We start from the raw sequence: 20996 nt of genomic DNA, 5'->3' as shown, positions 1-20996 counted from the left end.
AAATGAGAACAAATTTAAAGGTAAATCGAATGAAAGTGATTTCTTTCAATATCAATGGTCTGCGTGCTCGTCTTCACCAATTACAAGCTGTTATTGATAAACATCAACCAGACGTAATTGGCTTGCAAGAGATTAAAGTTCATGATGAAGCGTTTCCATTAGACGATGTTCAAAAAATGGGGTACCACGTCTACTTTCACGGTCAAAAAGCACATTACGGCGTAGCTATGTTATGCAAAAAAGAGCCAAAATCAGTCTTAAAAGGGTTTGCTACCGACACAGAAGAGTCGCAAAAGCGCATGATCAGTGTCACTATTGAACAAGATAACGGCCGCGACATTACCGTTATGAATGGTTATTTCCCGCAAGGCGATAATATCAATCACGAAACCAAATTCCCCTATAAACGTCAATTTTATAAAGATTTGATGACACATCTAGATACAAACCTCACTCCCGATCAGGATGTAGTTGTTATGGGCGACATAAATATATCACCCACAGATTTAGACATAGGTATTGGTGAGGTCAACGCTAAACGCTGGCTAAAAACAGGTAAGTGCTCTTTCCAACCAGAGGAACGTCAATGGCTATCAACACTTTTAGATTGGGGATTTAAAGATACCTTCAGAGAACTCTATCCTGATGTTAACGATCAATACTCATGGTTTGATTACCGCTCTAAAGGCTTTTTAGATAATCGCGGCCTGCGAATTGATGTGGTGCTTGCAACTCAATCACTTGCTGAGCGTTGTATTGAGTCAGGAATTGACTATGAGCTGCGTGCAATTGATAAACCATCAGATCATGCGCCAATTTGGTCAACGTTTAAGTAGGTATAATGTTAAACACTGAAATACAAGGGCTGATGTGGGTCCTTGTAGTTGCTATTGCAATTTTTAGTTTTGACCAAAACACCTATAAATCGCTTTATAAAACGTCTGCTAGGCAAAAAGGTGTATTAGCCTGTGCGCTTGTATTTGCATTATTGTGGCGTATTAAAGCCGGTATTTTAACGGGCCTTGATCTGCACATACTTGGTATTACTGCAGCCACCTTAATATTGGGCTGGCGGCTAGCCATTTTGAGTAGCCTACTGGCAAGTGCCTTGTTGTTTTCATTTGGGCAGGTTAGTTTTAACCTTTTACCTGTACAAATACTTATTGGCGCTTTTATTCCCATATTATTGAGTTATTTAAGTTTTGTTGTGTGCTATCACTATTTACCAAAACATTTTTTTGTTTATATATTTGTTTGTGCCTTCATAACAGCTGGGTTTATAGCGTGCATAAAGATATCTTTAGGTGCCCTCTTTTATTTCGCTTTAGGTGAGTATAATTGGCAAGAACTTGCCGACAATTACGTTTATTTAAGTGCTATAATTTGGTTTCCAGAAGCCATGTTAAACGGAATGGCCATCACCATTTTAATTACATACCGTCCCCACTGGGTTAAAACTTTTTACGACAAGGATTACCTAGACTCATGAGTCTTGAATATCAATGCCCTTTATGTAGCAAATCGCTAACAAAAACTCAAAATACACTGCGTTGTGAAAGCAACCATAGTTTTGACTTTGCCAAAGAAGGCTACGTTAACTTACTACCTGTTCAAAACAAAAACTCTAAACAACCCGGTGACTCGCTTGAAATGGTGCAAGCAAGGCGCACATTTTTAGAGCAGGGTTATTATGCTTTCTTACAACAAGCACTGAGCGATATAATAAGCACTATAAAGGGTGATAATATTATTGATTTAGGGTGCGGTGAAGGGTTTTACACCCACGCTATTGCTAATAATACTCAGGCGCAAGTTTATGGTGTAGATATTTCAAAGTCAGCTATAAAATACGCCGCTAGACGTTACCCCAACTGCAGCTTTAGCGTTGCTTCAATCAGTCAAGCCCCTTTTAAAGAAGGGTTTGCTGATATTCTTATAAGTGTATTTGCACCTTTATTTACTAAAGAGCTTGATAGACTCGCTAAACCTAATGCTACGCTTGTCGTGGCCAGCCCTGGGCCATGGCATTTAAAAGAGTTAAAAGCTTATATTTACCAATCAGTAAGCGAGCATACGAAAGTAGATGTGCCTGAAGGTTTTACAGAAACTCACCAAGATTTAATCACTCAACAGGTAACACTGAGTATTAACGATGTTAGAAACCTGATTATGATGACACCGTTTGCGTGGAAATTTAGGCCTGAGCACTGGGAAACTCTGGAAGAGAAAGGTGAACACCATGTCACCTTGTCGTTTTATATAACGCAATTTCAAAAAGCGTAATTGTTGAAAGCGTTTATTAAAACTGTTCTTTAGTGAACGCTTTATCCATTTTTTCAAACATATCTTTAAGTAAAGTTGCAAGCTCCAAATAGCGGGGCTTTTTTTCACTTAACTTAGCTTGATAACCATTAGCAACCATTTTTGTATGAAGCTCTTTGTACCAACTCAGCATGGCTGGGTCTAATGGGGTTTGTGCTCGTTTACCCAACCACAATAAGCCTTGCAGAGGTAAAGATAAGAAAAACAATGCACTGGCAATCGCTTGTGGTAAAAAATCAGGACCAAGATAGTTGAGTTGAAAAAATAATGTCAACATAGCAAGAATCGGCATAACAGTAATGGCAAGTTCTGTTGCTCTAATTACCCTAAACTCACTAAACAATGGAGCTAACTCTTTTCGCATTGGCCATTGTTTTGCGTACTGTCTACCAATTTGAACTTGTGACATCACACTTTTTTGCATCATGACTCCTCACAATTACTAAATTCAATATATAAATTAGCTCGTATCTTACAAAGTGTAACACAAATACGGCGGGTTTCACTTAATCAGTAAAAGTGCTTAATTATGCTGTTAAATTGTGCAAAATACTAAACTAAATACATCAAATAGTTTAAAATATAAAACTTATTCATGGGTCTAACGACCTTGTTTATAATATCTTTAACCTTTTAATTAAGGCCTGAGTGTAACAGTAAATAATTAATGTTCACTTACTAAACTTTATTTATGGAAATTATATCTATGCCAACACCCGCTCCTAAGTCACAACATGTTTTAGTATTAAACTGTGGTAGCTCAAGTTTAAAGTTTGCCATTATTGATGCAAACACCGGCCATGAAATTATATCGGGCTTAGCAGAGCGACTAGGTGCAGCAACTCCGTCGGTAAAGTATAAATACAAAGGTGATAAAACACTTATTGATTTAGCACCAGAGCAAGCTCACGCTGAGGCTATTAATACGTTAGTGACTTTAATAAAAGATCACAAACTAGATGAACAGCTAATTGCTGTTGGTCATCGTGTTGTTCACGGTGGCGAGCACTTTACCAAATCAGTATTAATTAATGATCAAGTTATTGAAAGCATAACCCAGGCTGCAACACTTGCACCGCTTCATGGTCATGCCAACTTGCTGGGTATATCTTCAGCGCAAGACTCGTTTAAAGGCTTACCTCAAATTGCCGTATTCGATACGGCTTTTCACCAAACTATGGATAAGGTCGCATACCTTTATGCGCTACCTTACAATTTATATACCGAGTTTGGTGTTAGACGTTATGGCTTTCATGGTACGAGCCATTTTTATGTTGCCGGGCAAACAGCAAAACTACTTAACCAACCTATTGAAAAAAGTAATTTTATTAGTGCTCATTTGGGGAATGGCTGTTCTGTATGTGCTATTAAAAATGGTGACAGTGTCGATACAAGTATGGGCCTTACGCCACTTGAAGGGTTAGTAATGGGTACTCGCAGTGGCGATATTGATCCAGGTTTATTTAACTTTTTAACGACACAACTTGATTATAGTGCGCAACAAATAGATGACTTACTCAATCAAAAAAGTGGTTTGTTAGGCATTAGTGAGCTTTCAAACGATTGTCGTACTATTGAAGAAGCTGCTACAGCGGGAAATCAAAAAGCAACATTAGCACTCGATATGTTTTGCTATCGTTTATCTAAGCAAATTGCATCGTACATGGTGCCTTTACAGCGTCTTGATGCGCTTATTTTCACCGGCGGTATTGGAGAAAACTCAGATATCATTCGTAAAAAAGTGATCACTCAACTTGGATTTTTAGGTATGGAATGTGACACGCAAGCAAACCTAGATGCTCGTTTTGGTCAACAAGGTGTAATTAGCACTGAGCAATCTCGTATCAAAGCTGTCGTCATGCCAACGAATGAAGAATGGGTTATCGCCCTCGACTCTGCAAATATTGTTAAGGAGCTATAATATGGCACACCGTATTATGTTGATACCGATTTCTACGGGAGTTGGTTTAACATCTGTTTCCGTCGGGCTTGTGCGTGCGCTTGAGCAAAAGGCGGTAAAAGTTAATTTCTTCAAACCTATTGCTCAACCGCGCTCTGGCGAAACCGGTCCAGAAAAATCGACACAAATAATAAAGCAAGGCTCCCCTATTGACCCACCAACACCGTTTGCATTGGATTACGCAGAGCAAATGATTGGTGATGCAAAGGGCGACGACCTATTAGAAGAAATTGTTGAGCGCTTTGAAAGTAAAATTAACGACGATGAAGTAGCCATTATTGAAGGCATGGTTCCTACTCGTAAACAACCTTATGCAGGGCGCGTAAACCGTGAAATAGCGCAAACACTCGGTGCCGATATTGTATTTGTATTAACGCCTGGTAACGATAATATTACCCAGCTGGAAGATCGTCTTGAGATTGCAGCTGGTAATTATGGTGGTATTGACCACCCGCGTGTATTAGGCTGTATTTTTAATAAAGTAAATGCCCCTCTTGATGAAGAAGGCAGAGCACGCGCCGATTTAGTCGACTCCTACAAACCTGATGAAGTAGATAACGAACTAAACCGCTTAGCATCACTGCCAATTTTTAGAAAAAACCCATTTATGTTGCTTGGTGCAATACCATGGGATTTTGATTTAGTCGCACCACGTGTGAAAGACCTAAGTGCGTATTTAAAAGCCACAATTATTAACGAAGGTGACATGCTGCATCGACGCCTGCGTCGTATCACATTTTGTGCACGTACAGTGTCTAATATTTTAAACCATTTCACACCAGGTGCACTATTAGTTACTCCTGGCGATCGCTCTGATATTTTAGTAGCTGCGTGTTTATCAGCAATGAATGGTACAAAAATTGGGGCAATACTACTCACCGGTGGTTTTATGCCAGAACAGCGTATTATGGCGCTGTGCGAACAAGCAATGCAAACTGGCCTACCAATTTTAGCAACAGAGGCCGATACATGGCGAACATCGTTGTTACTTCATAACTTTAATATGGAAGTGCCAAGCGATGATGACCAACGTATAGAAAAAGTAAAAAGCCACAATGCTGAATATATTGACTCAGATTGGCTGAACTCACTGGCAAAAAATGTGGGGAAAACACGTAAACTCTCGCCACCCGCTTTCAGATACTTACTTACAGATAAAGCTCGTAAAGCAGGCAAAACGGTTGTTTTACCTGAAGGCAACGAACCGAGAACTATTAAAGCAGCTGCTATCTGTGGGCAACGCGGTATAGCAAAAACCATTCTATTAGGTGATCGCGAAGAAATAATGCGTATTGCTGAGCAACAAGGTATAGAGCTCAACGAAAATGTAAGTATTGTAGAACCAAGCAGCATCATTAATGATTATGTCGAGCCTATGGTCGAAATCCGAAAAAGCAAAGGTCTGACTGCTGTTGTAGCGCAAGAACAATTACTCGATAACGTTGTACTGGGTACTATGATGCTTGAACAAGGCAAAGTTGACGGACTTGTTTCAGGAGCAGTTAACACAACCGCTAATACAATTAGACCGCCATTACAGCTAATCAAAACGGCCCCGGGCTCATCGCTTGTATCGTCAGTATTTTTTATGTTACTGCCTGATCAGGTACTCGTTTACGGAGACTGTGCAATTAACCCAGATCCAAATGCTGAGCAACTTGCTGATATTGCTATTCAGTCTGCTGACTCAGCTGCAGCTTTTGGTATAGAGCCGCGTGTTGCCATGATCAGCTACAGTACAGGTACTTCTGGTACAGGAGCCGACGTTGAAAAAGTGCGAGAGGCAACCAAAATAGCTCAACAAAAACGTCCCGATTTGATTATTGATGGTCCCCTTCAGTACGATGCAGCAATTATGGAAAACGTCGCGCTTAAAAAAGCACCAAATAGCCCCGTAGCGGGTAAAGCAACGGTGTTTATTTTCCCTGATTTAAATACCGGTAATACAACCTATAAAGCCGTGCAAAGAAGCGCAGACCTCATCAGTATTGGGCCAATGCTTCAAGGTATGCGTAAGCCAGTCAACGATTTAAGCCGTGGTGCATTAGTTGATGACATTGTATACACAATCGCACTTACCGCTATTCAAGCAGCGCAAGTCGAAGCACTTAATTAAAGGCTTTAATTAACATGTGCTTTTTATAGCCTAGCTAATTTCTAATTATAAATTAGTTAGTTAGGCTATTTATACCTCTCAACCCCCATAGTTATCCACAGAAATTGTGGGTAAGTATAAGTAGCTCATATTTTGCAGCTTAGTTACGGTGAGTTACCGCTTTAATTTATCTTTAATAATCTATACTATTAATAAATCGTCTTTGCTGTACCGCAGGTTTTTAATGTCAAAACAAACATTACAATTACACAGCACTATTTTGTCTATACATAGTTTAGATATTGATGCTGATATCCCTGCTGCTTTGTTAAAACTTCCGTTGTTTTTTATCTCAAAAACCCATGATGAACTATCAATTGTATGCCCCAGTAGTTTTGAATTACACAGCCTGGATACAGAATCTGATTGGCAAGCATTAGAGGTTATTGGCCCTTTAGGATTTTCGCTAACAGGAATTATGGCTAATATTTCTGGCGTGTTAGCAAAAGCACAAATATCTATCTTTTCTATTTCAACTTACGATACTGATTACATACTTGTAAAAAAACAAACAGCGGCCCAGGCAATCAATGCACTAAAAAAAGATGGCTATAATGTGGTGACAAACTAATTTATGAAAGCACAATCAATAGAGCTTATTGCACAAAATAAAATACCCCGTGGTGCTATTAATATCACCAGTCCATTTACGGGAAAGGTAGTAGAATTAAGTAATCACCCAGAGCCTTTGTTCAGTTTTGGTACGCTTGGCCCCGGTGTTATGGTGCAAGCAACCAGTCATAAAATTTTAGCCCCCTTTGATGGGGTTTTACTGAAGGTTAAAAACGCAGGAACTGAATTTATTTTACAGGCTAAAAATGGTTTAAAAATACTCATTAATTTAACTTTACCTGCCTCTGCAGCAATTACGCATACCCATATAGCCCAGTTAAATGGCAGCCAAGTACTCAAAGGCCAACGACTTGCTTATTTTGACCTAAGAGAATTAGACTCCCCCATGCTAGGAAGTTTAATATTACTTAATGGTCACAACCTGGGCACATTTCATTATTCACACCTGCATGTAAAAGCAGCTGAAGACACCTTATTAACTATTATTAAAAAGAAGTAACTTATGATCACTCTTTACGGAATTAGTAACTGCGACACAATTAAAAAAGCTAAAAAATACCTTACAGATAATAAGATTGAGTTTACCTTTCATGATTACCGCAAAGAGGGTGTTAATGAACAAATGGTCGCTGAATTTGCTGATAAATTAGATTGGGAACAATTAGTCAATAAACGCGGAACTACATACAGAGCTTTAAGTGACGAGCAAAAACAAAATTTGACTAAACAAAATGCTATTGAATTATTAGTTCAGCAGCCCGCTATGATAAAGCGACCAGTATTAATGAACGGTACTGACTTTTATTTAGGCTTTAAAGTCGCGCAATACGATGAGATTTTTAAAAAATGAATGAAGTAATTGCACTTGCACAAGCCTTGATACAGCGTGAATCTGTCACTCCAGAGGATGCCGGCTGTCAACAAATGATGAACGAACGTCTTGAAGCGATCGGCTTTAATATAGAGTCACTATTTTTTACTGATACATTAAATACTTGGGCGCGTAAAGGCGACCAGTCGCCGCATTTTTGTTTTGCAGGACACACAGATGTAGTGCCTACGGGTCCGGCAAAAAACTGGCAGCACCCACCATTTTCAGGGCTGGTAGAAAATGGTTTATTGCATGGTCGAGGAGCTGCCGATATGAAAGGCTCGCTTGCTGCCATGATTGTAGCTACTGAGCGTTTTGTAACTAAATACCCGAACCACAAAGGATCAATTTCTTTTTTGATCACTTCTGATGAAGAAGGACCATTTATAAATGGAACCACCCGAGTTATTGATACACTAGAATCTCGCGGTGAAAAAATTGATATGTGTTTGGTTGGCGAACCTTCATCTCGGGATGTCTTAGGTGATGTAGTTAAGAATGGCCGACGCGGCTCGCTTACCGGATTCTTAAAAGTTAAAGGTATTCAAGGACATGTTGCCTACCCTCACCTGGCTCAAAACCCTATTCATCTAGCCACTGAAGCATTAACAGAGCTTAGCCAAACCCAATGGGATAAAGGGAATGATTTTTTTCCGGCAACCAGCTTTCAAATATCAAATATTAACGGCGGCACAGGTGCAGGTAATGTGATCCCTGGTGAGCTAGATGTGCAATTTAATTTTAGATTTAGCACCGAAGTCACGCATCAACAATTACAACAGCGTGTAGTCGACATTTTACAAAAACACAACTTAAACTACGAGTTAAACTGGATTGTAAATGGTCTCCCATTTATTACAGAACATGGTCCACTTGTAGACGCAACTGTCAATGCTATTGAGTCTGTGACAGGATTAGCAACCAATTTAGAAACCACGGGGGGAACCTCTGATGGTCGCTTCATTGCTCAAACCGGTGCTAAAGTCATTGAGCTTGGGCCTCGTAATGCCACCATTCACAAAGTGGATGAGTGCGTAAGTACAGATGACTTAATTAAACTCACCGACATCTACGAGCAAATACTTGAGCAACTGTTAACCTAATGACTGATTTACAAGTAACCACGATAGCGTGTATCACAGGGCAAAGTGATACACATTTAACTAAAATACAAAGCCATCGTTTGCATAGCGCTATCACTGCTGATTTTATAGCGCTACAAAATGCAGCTAAACAAGCTGGGTTTGACTTAACTATTGCATCAAGCTTTAGGGACTTTGAACGTCAGGCGCTCATTTGGAATAACAAATTTTCAGGACAAAGGCCTGTTTATAATTCACAACAAAAGGTTGTTGATTTAACAAACTTAAGTGACATTGATAAGTGTATTGCAATTATGCGTTATTCAGCTCTACCTGGGGCAAGCAGGCACCATTTTGGTACCGATTTGGATGTGTATGATAAAGCCAGTGTTAGTGATGATTATCAACTGCAGTTATCTCCTCACGAATATGAGAAAAACGGTCCCTTTTCACCATTGAGTGAATGGCTCAGTATTCACCTTGAGAGCTTTGGTTTTTATCGGCCTTATCGCAAAGATTTAAACGGGATAGCTCCAGAACTTTGGCATATTAGTCACATTAAGCAATCACAGTTGCTCAGTATTCAACTAACTGAAAGTGCTTTACGAAAATGCATTGAAAACAGTGAACTACTTGGTAAAAGTGCCGTATTGGCGCACTTACCTTCACTTTATAAGCGCTTTGTGACCAACGTTAGTCCACCGTAAAAGAAGGACTACTCCTTCTTTTTATTTAAAATAAATATGAGTACCGCTGTTAATATAACTAAGCTGGCGATAACAAATTCAACCGTTAACTGTTCTTGTAAAAAAATAACGCCTGCAAACGCTGCAACTACGGGCACACACAATTGCACAACCGCAGCCTGCGTGCTTTTAAGTAATGGCATTGCAACGTACCAAATACTATAGCCAATTCCAGAGGCTAAAGCGCCAGAAGCGCTCGCGAGTAAAATGCCTTCTATGGTAAGTGCGTTAAAGTAGCTCATACTAACAAGCAATAAAATGGGTAGTGCTACTAAACTTCTAATAAAATTAAACCCTGTCGTTCGTAAAGGCGATACACATACTTTGCCACGAATACTGTAAATGCCCCAAGCAACACCGCTTATGGCCATCAATCCCGCCCCTATTAGCGAGGGCACCGCCGCTGAGGGCAGCATTAAATAAGCAAACCCCGTAACAGCAATCAAAAAAGCAGCCCACTGCACGGCGCTTAATTGTTCTTTTTTATATATACCCCAACCAATCATAGTAAATTGTACCGCTGAAAATAAAATAAGTGCCCCTGTGCCTGTATCTAGCTCAACGTAGGCCACCGAAAAACATACAGCATAAACCAGCAAACTAATGCTACTTCTCCAACTGCCAGTATCACTTAAAATTGCATCATTAAATAACCCTTTACGTTTTTGGTTATAAGTGGTGACACTCATAATGATACCTAAACACGCGGCACCGCTTAACAAACGAATACTGGTAAAGTTGTAGGGATCTATATCCCCTTCAGCTAATGCCATTCGGCAAAATAATGAGTTTGCGGCAAATGCTATTAAAGCAATCAATGTATATACAGCTGCTTTCAAAATAATCCTTCTTAAACTAAATCAGGTTAGTAATTAATCTTTTATAAAGGTGAGTAGTTAAATAACTTAAACTGCTATAAAAGTAAGTTATTTATACAGCATAAGGCAAAGTGTGCAAAAACTTTCAACTCATTAAGACCTTAACTTTTCGATGACTATTTAACAAACTACTAAATTCACGCCTTATTCATATAAAAAATGCTTATTTACTTTGAGGATGAAATAGCTCTACGTTTTTTTACAATGTTTCACACTCTTGCTCAAAAAGAGTATGTTAACCTACTTTGGTAGATTAAAAGGAGTGCTGTGTGCGCAGAAGTATAATTTTTAGCGTTTGTTTTACTTTGAGTGGCTGTAGCTCGATGGGTTTTAATGACCTATTTAATGATTACGCCACACAAATGACGCCTGTGCGAAATGCAATTGAAAATAATAACCTACAACAAGCTAAAACGTTAATTGCTCACAATACCACTTTGCACAGTAGTTATTTGCTTAACCAACTTGAACAAGCGCGTATCAACGACCTTGCTAATTCAGCTGACGACGCTCAAAGCAAATTCGAAAACGTATATGCCCAAATGCAAACTAAACGTCAGGCTGCAAGGATTCAACTAAGTGCCGGGCTTGAACAAAGTAATGCATTATTTACGAATGACTCGGCAATTACCTATGTACCGCCTGCTTACGAGATGAGCATGCTTCATAGTTATAAAGCACTTAACTATGTTTATAAAAATGATATTGAAGGCGCACTGGTCGAAATTCGCCGAGCTAATAAAGTACAAGCCGATGCGCTTAGCGAGAATGAAGCAGAAATAGATTCAGAAAAAAACGAAGCGCAGCAGCATTATCCAAGTATGAATAATGTGACAAGAGATGTTAAAAACGGCTTTCAAAACGCATACACTTTTTACTTATCGGCTTTGCTTTACCAAAGTGCAAAACAGTTTGACGACGCCTACATAGACTACAAAAAAGCGTTAGCGATACAACCAAATAATAAATACTTACAGCAGGATGTAATTCGCCTAGCTAAAAAGCAAGGGTTTCAGCAAGAGTTTGACGAATTTAAACAACGCTTTGGCGAACCCACTACTTTAAAATCTTCCCATGGTGAAGTAGTTGTATTACTTGAGCAAGGTTTGGTACCTAAACAAACCGAATTTAAATTAAGACTACCGATTGATACAAGTCGAGGTGATGTTCGTTTTTATAGTCTTGCTATGCCAGTATATAAAGATAGTGCTTACATTAGCGCGATACAAAATGTGAGTATAGCTGGGCAAAACGTCGAATTATCACCGTTAGTGTATTTAGAGGCCCTTGCTGCTAAAACCCTTGAACAAGAAATACCAGGCAAAATTACACGCCAAGTATTACGGCTTATAACGAAAGAAAAAGTCCGCGCTGAGCTTGCGCGTAGTGCTGGTGATGTAGGAAATATATTAGCTAATATATACAATTTAGCGTCAGAGCAAGCTGACACCCGAAGTTGGCTTACATTACCAAATCAAATTGCTATGGCACGTAAAAGTCTCACAGCAGGTGAACATTCATTAAATATTGGCAATCAACCGCCAATTAATTTTACCGTTAGTAAGCAAGGGTTAACCTTAATTTACCTAACCTCTATTAACAACTATTTTAACTACCATGTAGTTCAACTCTAGGAGTTACCATGAAATACATAGTGCCAATGTGTGCTGTATTACTGCTAAGTGCTTGTGCAACACAGCCTGTAACATCAGGTATATCGGTTGAACAAACTAAAGGAAATTTTAATGATCAACTTAGAGTGGATAACCCTGACTTAGGTGAAAAACTTGCCATTACCGACGTTAAAACGCGTCAAACAAATCAGTTAACTGATGTGGTGGTTACCCTATCTAGCCAATATAAAAAATCACAATATTTACAGTATCAATTTAAATGGTTTGATAAAGACGGATTTGTAATCAAAGGAAATCATTCACCCTGGCAACCATTAACTTTATTTGGTTTTGCTAAAACACAATTACCTGGCCTAGCGCCAAGCTCTGATGCAGTGACATTTTCACTAGCAGTTAGAAAAGTATCAACTAAATCACAAGAATTTAAAGATTAAAGGAAACTAGTATGCACACGACATTTAAAACAGCATCCACCTACGCATTAGTCGGGCTCAGCGCATTGATCTTAAGCGGCTGTGCTAACAAAGCCGTAGTTAGCTATGGTGACGCTCAAGCAGTTGAAACAACTGATATAAATTTTGGTTCTACCGATTTACAAAAAGTCGCCAGCCAAATGACCGACTCACTACTAAGTTCGCCAGTGGTGGGAACCATGACTCAAAATAACCGTCCAGTTGTGTTTGTGGAACGTATTAAAAACAAAACCAGTGAGCATATTGATACAGAATCAATCACTGATTCTATTTCAACACAGATGCTACGAAGCGGTAAATTCCGTTTTGTTGACATGACACGTGTAGAAGCTGTTCGTGAACAGCTTACTTTTCAAAATGAAGATGCATTAGTTAATCCTGCAACAGCTGTCGCTTTTGGACAACAAATTGGTGCGCAGTACATGTTGTATGGCAACTTATCAAGCATTGTTAAAACAAATGCAGATAAATCAGACGTATATTATAAATTCACAATGCGTTTAATGGATATGAAAAGCGGACTCATTGAATGGGCGGACGAAACTGAAATTCGCAAAACCAAAGAAAAATCAACCTTTGGCTGGTAAGCCTATAGGAGTAAGTTATGAAAGCAATTGCTGTAATTATGTGCGCTTTACTTACATTAAGTGCACCCACTTTTGCTAAATACGAGCGAAATAAAGCCGTAGCAGTTCAAAAAGTGTTGTTTGGTGACATTAAATCTGTACGAAACATCACCGAGCAAGAAATAATACAAGACAAAAAGAACGGCTGGAAAACGTTTGGTGGCGCACTTGTTGGTGGTGTTATAGGTAATCAATTTGGTGGCGGCAGCGGTCGTGCTATAGCCACAATTTTAGGCTCAGTTATCGGTGGTAGTGTTGCTAATAATAGTCAGCAAGGTAGCTATTATAAACAAACTCAGTTAGTTGAATTACTAATTCAGGTAGAAAATGGCGATCAATTTATGGTAGTTCAAGATCTAGACCAAACTATGCGATTTCACAAAGGCGATAATGTGAGGTTAGTTTATTTAGGCGATAATACCGTAAGAGTAGATAAAGCATATTAATAACACGCCTTTAAAAACAAAAACGAGCCAACAGGCTCGTTTTTTTATAAAGTTTTATAACTGGCGATAATCTTTAAAGAAATGTTGCATTTTTTGCATAGCGTCAGTTAAGTCATCCTTATTGGGTAAAAAAACCAGCCTAAAATGATCAGGCTCTGGCCAATTAAACGCTCGCCCATGCACTAACAATATTTTTTCGGCTTTTAGCAAATCAAACATCATTTGTTCATCGTTTTTTACATTAAAATGGGCGGTATCTACTTTAGCAAAAGCATATAAAGCCCCTTTTGGCTTTTTACAGCTAATGCCTTCAATTGCATTTAAACCACGCCATGCAATGTCACGTTGTTCGTACAATCGACCGCCCGGGTTAATTAAGTTATCAATTGATTGTACACCACCCAATGCCTGCTGAATTGCATATTGGGCAGGCACGTTGGCACACAAACGCATTGAGGAAAGTATATCTAGCCCTTTACTTAAATCGTCCATGGCTGATGTTTTACCACTTAAAACCATCCAGCCCATTCTTAGCCCAGCCGCACGATAAGTTTTAGCTAAACCATTAAAAGTAATCATTGGCACATCATCACACAATGAAGCAATTGAAGTGTGGGTAATGCCATCGTATAAAATCTTTTCGTAAATTTCGTCACTTAACAGCAGTAATTTATGCTCTCGCGCAATATCTATTAATTGCTTAAGCAGGTCATCACTGTATACCGCACCGGTCGGATTGTTAGGGTTAATTAACACCAAGGCTTTAGTTTTAGAGGTGATTTTACTTTTTATATCATCTATATCAGGGAACCAATCTTGCTCTTCATCACACAAATAATGAACAGGGTTGCCACCTGCTAACTTAACAGACGCAGTCCACAACGGATAATCAGGCGCAGGGATGAGCACTTCATCGTCATTGTTAAGTAAGGCTTGGGTGATCATTTGGATTAGTTCACTCACTCCATTACCAATGTAAATGTTGTCTACATCTAAATTGTTCAATCCACGTTGTTGATAATGCTGATAGATAGCCACTCGGGCTGAGTAAAGTCCTTTAGAGTCACAGTAACCTTGGGCTGAATACAAGTTACGGATGATATCGCGATGCATATCTTCGGGCATATCAAAGCCAAAAGCAGCAGGGTTACCAATATTTAATTTTAAGACTTTTTGACCATCGTCTTCCATTTTCTTAGCTTGAGCTAAAACAGGACCACGAATGTCATAACACACGCCTTCTAATTTATGACTCTTTTTTATATCTGACATTTTACCTCTACTCGCTGGCGCCTGATGACCTTTGTAAGTTGAATTGTTATAAACAAGGTCTAATTTATCTCAATAATAAAAGCCCCCGGTAACCTGTTAGACTAACCGAGTAAATATAAAACACCAGCAAATTTAACAGCTACAAACTGAAATTAATTCACGTTTGTTATTGAGCATCTAGCCACTGTTTAAACTCAGATTGAGAACCCTCTACCTGCGGCATTAAGCTTGCACATGCATCCATTGCTTTGCCTAAATCGTCATCAACTAAACTTAGCTCAATAGTGCGTGAAACCTCAGCAAGACTCGATGCTCCAAACTGTGCTGCATTTGATTTTAAACTATGAGAATGACGAATCGCGGCTTCTTTATCTTTGCCAATTGTTGCCAAAACTTCTGAACCTAAACGCTCAAACTCTGCACAGCAAAAGTCGAGCGTATCAGCAAACTGCTCTCCTAGTAACGATTTCATGTTTTCTAATGCTGATGTGTCTATGGTAATCTCTGCCATAATTTAAGTCCTCAAACTATCCATAAGTATCCTGATTGTAATAACTACTTTATATTGATAAACAAAAAAAACCAACTTAATTGCCTGTACAAATGTATAATTAGCGGGTTAATAACGTTATGAAAGTTTTTAAAATGGCACGCATTCTTTGTAATCACTGTAATTTTGCTCTCAACACCTGCGTATGCAGCGCTGTCAAAATCATACCTAATAAAGTTAAAGTTGTTATTCTACAACACCCTAGCGAAGAAAAAATAGCCAAAAACACAGCAAAACTACTTAATTTAAGTTTAACTAATTGCTCAATAATAAAAGGTGAAAACAGCCAAGACTTTAAGGCTTTAAATAACCTGCCAAAAGAATCAACGGCACTGCTTTACCCTAACGATGACGCCACCTATTTAGATGAGCCAAACTTCACAACTAACAATTATATTACCCATTTAATTGTCATTGATGGCACATGGAATAAAGCTTATAAAATTTTGCAGCTCACTCCCATACTTAGCCAATTTAAAACCATCAGTTTTAAACAAGTACCCAAAAATCGTTACACTATTCGTAAAGCGCCTCGTGCCGACAGCCTTTCAACGCTTGAAGCCGTTGCACATAGCCTAACCCTCATTGAGCAATTAAACCCAGAGCCTTTATTTGCACTACTAGAAGAATTGATAAATAAACAGACCCAACACATGCCCGAGCACGTAAAAGCACGTTACTTAACTTAAATTTAGTTTTTCATAAAACAGATGCGACATTACCCAAATAGATTAAAACGAGGATTTACTCGCCAAGGCCCTGATTATCGCTTTGATGACCAAGTTGATTTTAGCGATATAAGAACCACATTTGGGTTCAGATCAATGGTGGTTGGTAAATGGGTCACTAAAGAAGAGCGCTATATTAGCGCTAATTTAATTTACGATGCGCTGGCCGACCTTGCGCAAATACTGCACCTACCACCTAAAGCGATTGGCCTGCGCGGCAAGTTAAACTTTGCATTTGGCCACGGAGGCCAAAAAGGAGTTCAAGCTCATTATAATGCTGGCAGTCAAACACTGGCGCTTGCAAAAAATGCCGGCGGCGGAGCATTGGCCCATGAGTGGTTCCACGCGTTTGATCATCACATTAGTGAGCATTTATTTAAAGCAAAGCCACGCTATGGCTTTGCATCAAAACTTTGGCTTTCTAACACGCCAAATTTATCGCACCCACTTAATGACGCGCTGAACAGTTTTTATAAAGAAGTATTTTTAGATGAAAATGGCGAAAATGCCAATGAATTTGTGCAAGCATGTATTAAACATGACCAAGCCCATAATATGAATTATATGAGTATGCCTGAAGAAATTGCTGCTCGCTGTTTTGAAGCCTGCATATCTGCAAACCCCCACATAAAAAATAGTTTTTTAGTGGGCGGCTTAAAAACAAGTAATTTAATATACCCACCAGCACAACATACCACCAAGGCAGGGAAAGCGCTTAACCACTATTTTCAACTATTGGGTTATGCGCTTCATAATTTACCCGATAAGGTTTAGCTATTATCGTCGCTTATGCGACTTGCTACTGCACTACTTTGATCTTTATACTTAGCATCTTTACGAATATTGTAAGGGTTTTCACAAGGCCCTGAGAGCATTTCGAAACTCATAGCGCCAATTTTCATCATTGGGCGCAGCGCTAAGGGTAATTTTCCTGAGTTGTAAAACTCTAATACAATATTACCGCTCCAGCCGGGATCAATTCGGTGTGCTGTTACATGCACCATCAAACCCAAACGCGCAAGCGATGAGCGCCCATCCAACCATCCTACAATATCGGCGGGTAGCGTTACTTTTTCATATGTGATTGCAAGTGCGAGTTCACCTGGATGTAAAAAAAACGCTTCACCGTCTGCAAGCTCAATTTCCTCACTCATGATTGATTCCATGGCTTTATTGAGTTGATCCTTTGGACCACTTAAATCAACGTAGGCTGCATTATGGGCATTGAACGTTCTAAATTTATTACCAAGACGTAAATCTGCTGTCACACCCGATATCATCTCACTACTCGGAGCAGGCTCTATAACTATTCTGCCATCTTTTAGGTGTTCTTTAATATGTGTGTCTGAAAGTCTCATGCTTTTAATCTTCTGTAATCACAATTTCTATGCTGTTGTGATGCTGTTGATAATATAGCGTGCTGGCTATAAGCCTAGCTGCTGCGCTGTATGTTTTGCTTATTGCCGCATCGTTATCGCTAGCAATAAGTTTTCCTTGCTCAGAGTACTCTCTAATATCAATGGCAAGGGGAATATGGCTAAGTACCGGAACACCATGCTTGTGAGCTAGTTTTTGTGCACCCTCTTTGCCAAATACATGGTTTGCCTCACCGCAGTGGCTGCAAACGTAATGGCTCATGTTTTCTATCAAACCAAGTACTGGCACATTTACTTTATTAAACATTGCAATGCCTTTTTGGGCATCTGCGAGTGCTAAATCTTGAGGCGTAGTTACAATAACAGTCCCACTGGCGGGTACTTTTTGGCTCATGGTAAGTTGTATATCACCTGTACCTGGGGGCATATCTACAATTAAATAATCGAGCTCGCCCCAATCAGTCTCGTTAAGTAATTGGCTAAGTGCACCCGATGCCATTGGACCTCGCCATACTGTTGCGTCATCACTGGGTACTAAAAAGCCAATAGATTGGGCTTTAATACCATTGGCATCAAACGGTAGTAATTGTTTGTTATCTTTTGTTTTTGGCTCAGCACCAACAAGGCCCAACAACATTGGTATTGAAGGACCATAAATATCAGCGTCTAAAATACCAACTTTTGCTCCCTCGCCTTTTAACGCACCGGCTAAATTAACAGCTGTAGTCGATTTACCAACCCCACCTTTACCTGAAGCAATAAGTACAATGTGTTTAATCCCTTTAAACTTTGCAGGCTCTTGAATTTCAACCTTAGCCTTTATTGAGATTTCAATATTTAAAACATCACGGACATGTTGCTCTACAAGGGGGATTTCTGATTGCGCAGCAAAAGGCAAAGTAAGACTAATTTGTAATGATTTATCGTCGTTTTCAGAAATTGAGTCAATAAATTTTTCGTCAATTCCTACGGCAAAGGCCGCACTACGATAAGCCGCTAAAGCAGCAATAATCGGTTGTTTTTGCACCGATTTAGAAGAGAAAAGTTTCGACAGTCCAAACATAGCAATTAAATAGCGTTTCTTTGATGAAAAGTGCCTCGGAATTATGTAACATTCAGGTCATTAACACCAGTCAATTAATAAAAATCCATATGTAGTGTGTGCGCACAGCCACCTACTTATAGATAAATTAATGATAACAGCCGTTTGAATAGTAAAAACGGTAGCTTATCCTCAATTCGGAATGATTATGGCACAGCGAAAGATCCTGATTACCAGCGCATTACCTTATGCAAATGGCCCAACACACTTAGGTCATTTATTGGAATATATTCAAACTGATATTTGGTCACGTTTTCAAAAACTTCAAGGCCATGAAACGTATTATGTTTGCGCAGACGATGCTCACGGCACACCAATAATGCTAAATGCGCAGAAGCAAGGGATCACACCTGAAGAAATGGTAAAAAATGTGAGCATTGAACGCCAACGCGACTTTGCTGATTTCAACATTAAGTTTGACAATTACCACAGCACGCATAGCCAAGAAAACAAAGAATTTAGTGAATTAATATACAACCGCTTAAACGACGCGGGCCATATAAAAAAGCACACTATTTCGCAATTGTTTGACCCAGATAAAGGCATATTTTTACCTGATCGCTTTGTAACCGGTACTTGCCCAACGTGTAAGTCTGAAGATCAAAATGGCGATAGCTGTGATTCGTGTGGTGCAACTTACAGCCCAACCGAATTAATAAACCCGCGCTCTGTTATGTCAGGTGCCGAGCCTATTCTAAAAGATTCTGAGCATTACTTTTTTGACCTACCAGCATTTGAAGGCATGCTTAAAGAATGGCTACACTCAGGTACTATTCAACAAGAAATGGCTAACAAGCTAGACGAATGGTTTACTGACGGCTTACAACAGTGGGATATCAGCCGTGATGCGCCTTACTTTGGTTTCGAAATTCCAAATGCCCCAGGTAAATACTTTTACGTATGGCTAGATGCGCCAATTGGTTACATGGCCAGCTTTAAAAACCTGTGTGATAAAAAAGGGATTGATTTTGACGCATTTTGGGCTGAAGGCTCAGAAGCTGAGCTTTACCACTTTATTGGCAAAGATATTATTTATTTCCACAGTTTATTTTGGCCAGCAATGCTAGAAGGCGCTAACTTTAGAAAGCCTACCAACGTATTTGCACACGGTTTTGTTACTGTAAATGGCGAAAAAATGTCTAAGTCAAAGGGTACGTTTATTAAAGCACGTACTTATCTAGATAACCTAAACCCAGAGTATCTTCGTTATTACTACGCAGCTAAGTTAAACAGCGGCATTATTGATCTTGATTTAAACCTAGAAGATTTTGCACAACGTGTAAATTCAGACCTAGTTGGTAAAGTAGTGAACATAGCGAGTCGCTGTGCAGGCTTTATTACCAAAAAGTTTGATGGCAAATTAAGCGCAACCATTATGCAACCAGAGCTCCTAGAAGAGTTCCAAGCTGCCGCGCCAAGTATTACCACCCATTTTGAGAACCGTGAATACAGTCGCGCAATTCGTGAAATTATGGCCCTTGCCGACAAAGCAAACCAATTTATTGATGGCGCAGCACCATGGGTATTAATTAAAGACGAAACTAAGCAACAAGAAGCTCACGATGTGTGTTCGCTTGGCCTTAACTTGTTCCGTGTTTTAATTACCTATTTAAAACCAGTACTACCGGCTATGGCCCAAAACGTAGAAGCGTTTTTAAACGATGATCTTGCTTGGGATGCAGTACAGACGCCACTAGTAAGCCACTCAATCAATAAATTTAAACCGTTAATGCAACGCGTAGAAATGGACAAAGTAAACAAAATGGTTGAAGAATCTAAAGAAAGCCTAGAGCCGAAAGTAACAATTGACCCAAATAGCCCTCTTGCAAAAGAACCTATTAGCGAAGAAATTGAGTTTGACGATTTTGCAAAGGTAGACCTTCGTGTTGCTAAAATTGCAAAAGCAGAGCATGTAAAAGGCGCCGACAAACTACTGAAGCTAACCCTTGATTTAGGCGGCGAAACGCGTCAAGTATTCGCAGGCATTAAATCAGCATACGCTCCTGAAGATATTGAAGGTAAGCTAACAGTAATGGTTGCAAACCTTAAGCCTCGTAAAATGCGTTTTGGTATGTCTGAGGGTATGGTGTTAGCAGCAGGACCAGGCGGTAAAGAAATCTACATTCTTAACCCTGATGACGGCTCAGAGCCAGGTATGCGTGTAATGTAAACTTACATTTATATATAAAAAACCGCTGATTT

The 20996-nt window shown here is 39.4% G+C and carries 23 protein-coding genes; 17 read left to right on the top strand and 6 right to left on the bottom strand.

Features of this window, described 5'->3' with window-relative positions; translation table 11 throughout:
• Positions 1-29: 29 nt before the first annotated feature.
• The 3 genes from xthA to rlmA are packed head-to-tail and all read left to right on the top strand — an operon-like array spanning position 30 to position 2283.
• Positions 30-836: an exodeoxyribonuclease III gene (gene xthA / locus ACFI34_RS12005; protein ID WP_008131522.1), complete on the top strand. Its 807-nt coding sequence runs from the start codon at positions 30-32 to the stop codon at positions 834-836.
• Positions 837-841: 5 nt separating this feature from the next.
• Positions 842-1489 (top strand): energy-coupling factor ABC transporter permease, encoded by a 648-nt coding sequence (locus ACFI34_RS12000; protein ID WP_462673662.1) that lies wholly within the window; start codon positions 842-844, stop codon positions 1487-1489.
• The gene (gene rlmA / locus ACFI34_RS11995) at positions 1486-2283 is read left to right on the top strand and encodes a 23S rRNA (guanine(745)-N(1))-methyltransferase (protein WP_462673661.1); all 798 of its coding nucleotides are present in this window, start codon (positions 1486-1488) and stop codon (positions 2281-2283) included. The genes ACFI34_RS12000 and rlmA overlap by 4 nt, the downstream gene beginning before the upstream one ends.
• Positions 2284-2299: 16 nt before the next feature.
• Here the strand turns inward: rlmA and yfbV are convergent, their stop codons facing one another.
• Positions 2300-2746, bottom strand: a complete 447-nt coding sequence (gene yfbV / locus ACFI34_RS11990; RefSeq protein WP_006792170.1) for a terminus macrodomain insulation protein YfbV — start codon at positions 2744-2746, stop codon at positions 2300-2302.
• A gap of 282 nt (positions 2747-3028) precedes the next feature.
• Between yfbV and ACFI34_RS11985 the strand changes: the two genes are divergently transcribed.
• From ACFI34_RS11985 to ACFI34_RS11955, 7 genes are all read left to right on the top strand, one after another.
• A complete protein-coding gene (locus tag ACFI34_RS11985; protein WP_462673660.1) occupies positions 3029-4243 on the top strand; it encodes an acetate kinase in 1215 nt (404 codons plus the stop codon).
• A 1-nt stretch (position 4244) separates the two neighbouring features.
• Positions 4245-6398 carry a phosphate acetyltransferase gene (pta, locus tag ACFI34_RS11980; RefSeq protein WP_006792172.1) on the top strand — a complete coding sequence of 718 codons (2154 nt, stop codon included), beginning with the start codon at positions 4245-4247 and terminating at the stop codon, positions 6396-6398.
• A 223-nt stretch (positions 6399-6621) separates the two neighbouring features.
• The gene (locus ACFI34_RS11975; RefSeq protein ID WP_462673659.1) at positions 6622-7008 is read left to right on the top strand and encodes an ACT domain-containing protein; all 387 of its coding nucleotides are present in this window, start codon (positions 6622-6624) and stop codon (positions 7006-7008) included.
• A 3-nt stretch (positions 7009-7011) separates the two neighbouring features.
• Positions 7012-7509: a PTS glucose transporter subunit IIA gene (locus ACFI34_RS11970; protein WP_462673658.1), complete on the top strand. Its 498-nt coding sequence runs from the start codon at positions 7012-7014 to the stop codon at positions 7507-7509.
• Between the two features lie 3 nt (positions 7510-7512).
• A complete protein-coding gene (locus ACFI34_RS11965; protein WP_462673657.1) occupies positions 7513-7860 on the top strand; it encodes an ArsC family reductase in 348 nt (115 codons plus the stop codon).
• Positions 7857-8984, top strand: a complete 1128-nt coding sequence (gene dapE / locus ACFI34_RS11960) for a succinyl-diaminopimelate desuccinylase (RefSeq protein ID WP_462673656.1) — start codon at positions 7857-7859, stop codon at positions 8982-8984. Before ACFI34_RS11965 ends, dapE begins: the two co-directional genes overlap by 4 nt.
• Entirely contained in the window at positions 8984-9670 is a 687-nt protein-coding gene (locus ACFI34_RS11955; RefSeq protein ID WP_462673655.1) for a M15 family metallopeptidase, read from the top strand. Before dapE ends, ACFI34_RS11955 begins: the two co-directional genes overlap by 1 nt.
• Before the next feature lie 8 nt (positions 9671-9678).
• Here the strand turns inward: ACFI34_RS11955 and ACFI34_RS11950 are convergent, their stop codons facing one another.
• On the bottom strand, positions 9679-10548 hold the full coding sequence (locus ACFI34_RS11950) for a DMT family transporter (RefSeq protein WP_462673654.1): 870 nt from the start codon (positions 10546-10548) through the stop codon (positions 9679-9681).
• Positions 10549-10856: 308 nt separating this feature from the next.
• On the opposite strand from ACFI34_RS11950, the gene ACFI34_RS11945 reads away from it, so the two are divergent.
• From ACFI34_RS11945 to ACFI34_RS11930, 4 genes are read left to right on the top strand one after another with little or no spacing between them, the layout of a single operon-like run.
• Positions 10857-12221: a COG3014 family protein gene (locus tag ACFI34_RS11945; RefSeq protein ID WP_462673653.1), complete on the top strand. Its 1365-nt coding sequence runs from the start codon at positions 10857-10859 to the stop codon at positions 12219-12221.
• An 8-nt stretch (positions 12222-12229) separates the two neighbouring features.
• Complete coding sequence (locus tag ACFI34_RS11940; protein WP_462673652.1) at positions 12230-12655, top strand: YcfL family protein; 426 nt, start codon at positions 12230-12232, stop codon at positions 12653-12655.
• A gap of 11 nt (positions 12656-12666) precedes the next feature.
• On the top strand, positions 12667-13281 hold the full coding sequence (gene lpoB / locus ACFI34_RS11935; protein WP_462673651.1) for a penicillin-binding protein activator LpoB: 615 nt from the start codon (positions 12667-12669) through the stop codon (positions 13279-13281).
• A gap of 17 nt (positions 13282-13298) precedes the next feature.
• The gene (locus ACFI34_RS11930) at positions 13299-13766 is read left to right on the top strand and encodes an outer membrane lipoprotein (protein WP_462673650.1); all 468 of its coding nucleotides are present in this window, start codon (positions 13299-13301) and stop codon (positions 13764-13766) included.
• Positions 13767-13820: 54 nt separating this feature from the next.
• On the opposite strand, the gene ACFI34_RS11925 is transcribed toward ACFI34_RS11930, so the two are convergent.
• Together ACFI34_RS11925 and ACFI34_RS11920 are read right to left on the bottom strand one after the other, a co-directional pair.
• A complete protein-coding gene (locus tag ACFI34_RS11925) occupies positions 13821-15038 on the bottom strand; it encodes a pyridoxal phosphate-dependent aminotransferase (RefSeq protein WP_462673649.1) in 1218 nt (405 codons plus the stop codon).
• Between the two features lie 166 nt (positions 15039-15204).
• Positions 15205-15549 carry an Hpt domain-containing protein gene (locus tag ACFI34_RS11920; RefSeq protein ID WP_462673648.1) on the bottom strand — a complete coding sequence of 115 codons (345 nt, stop codon included), beginning with the start codon at positions 15547-15549 and terminating at the stop codon, positions 15205-15207.
• A 134-nt stretch (positions 15550-15683) separates the two neighbouring features.
• Here ACFI34_RS11920 and ACFI34_RS11915 point away from each other — a divergent pair, with 134 nt between their 5' ends.
• Together ACFI34_RS11915 and ACFI34_RS11910 are read left to right on the top strand one after the other, a co-directional pair.
• A complete protein-coding gene (locus tag ACFI34_RS11915) occupies positions 15684-16277 on the top strand; it encodes a tRNA-uridine aminocarboxypropyltransferase (RefSeq protein WP_462673647.1) in 594 nt (197 codons plus the stop codon).
• Positions 16278-16298: 21 nt separating this feature from the next.
• The gene (locus tag ACFI34_RS11910; RefSeq protein ID WP_462673646.1) at positions 16299-17090 is read left to right on the top strand and encodes a CLCA_X family protein; all 792 of its coding nucleotides are present in this window, start codon (positions 16299-16301) and stop codon (positions 17088-17090) included.
• On the opposite strand, the gene dcd is transcribed toward ACFI34_RS11910, so the two are convergent.
• Positions 17087-17674, bottom strand: coding sequence for a dCTP deaminase (gene dcd, locus ACFI34_RS11905; protein ID WP_462673645.1), 588 nt, complete (start codon positions 17672-17674; stop codon positions 17087-17089). The genes ACFI34_RS11910 and dcd overlap by 4 nt on opposite strands.
• Before the next feature lie 4 nt (positions 17675-17678).
• Positions 17679-18755 (bottom strand): iron-sulfur cluster carrier protein ApbC, encoded by a 1077-nt coding sequence (apbC, locus tag ACFI34_RS11900; RefSeq protein ID WP_462673644.1) that lies wholly within the window; start codon positions 18753-18755, stop codon positions 17679-17681.
• Positions 18756-18942: 187 nt separating this feature from the next.
• Here apbC and metG point away from each other — a divergent pair, with 187 nt between their 5' ends.
• Positions 18943-20964, top strand: a complete 2022-nt coding sequence (metG, locus tag ACFI34_RS11895; RefSeq protein ID WP_462673643.1) for a methionine--tRNA ligase — start codon at positions 18943-18945, stop codon at positions 20962-20964.
• Positions 20965-20996 lie beyond the last annotated feature (32 nt).

It is taken from the genome of Pseudoalteromonas sp. PSi26 (assembly GCF_054960575.1).
Note: the sequence above shows the minus strand (reverse complement) of the source record. Positions and strands in the feature narration are given on the sequence as shown.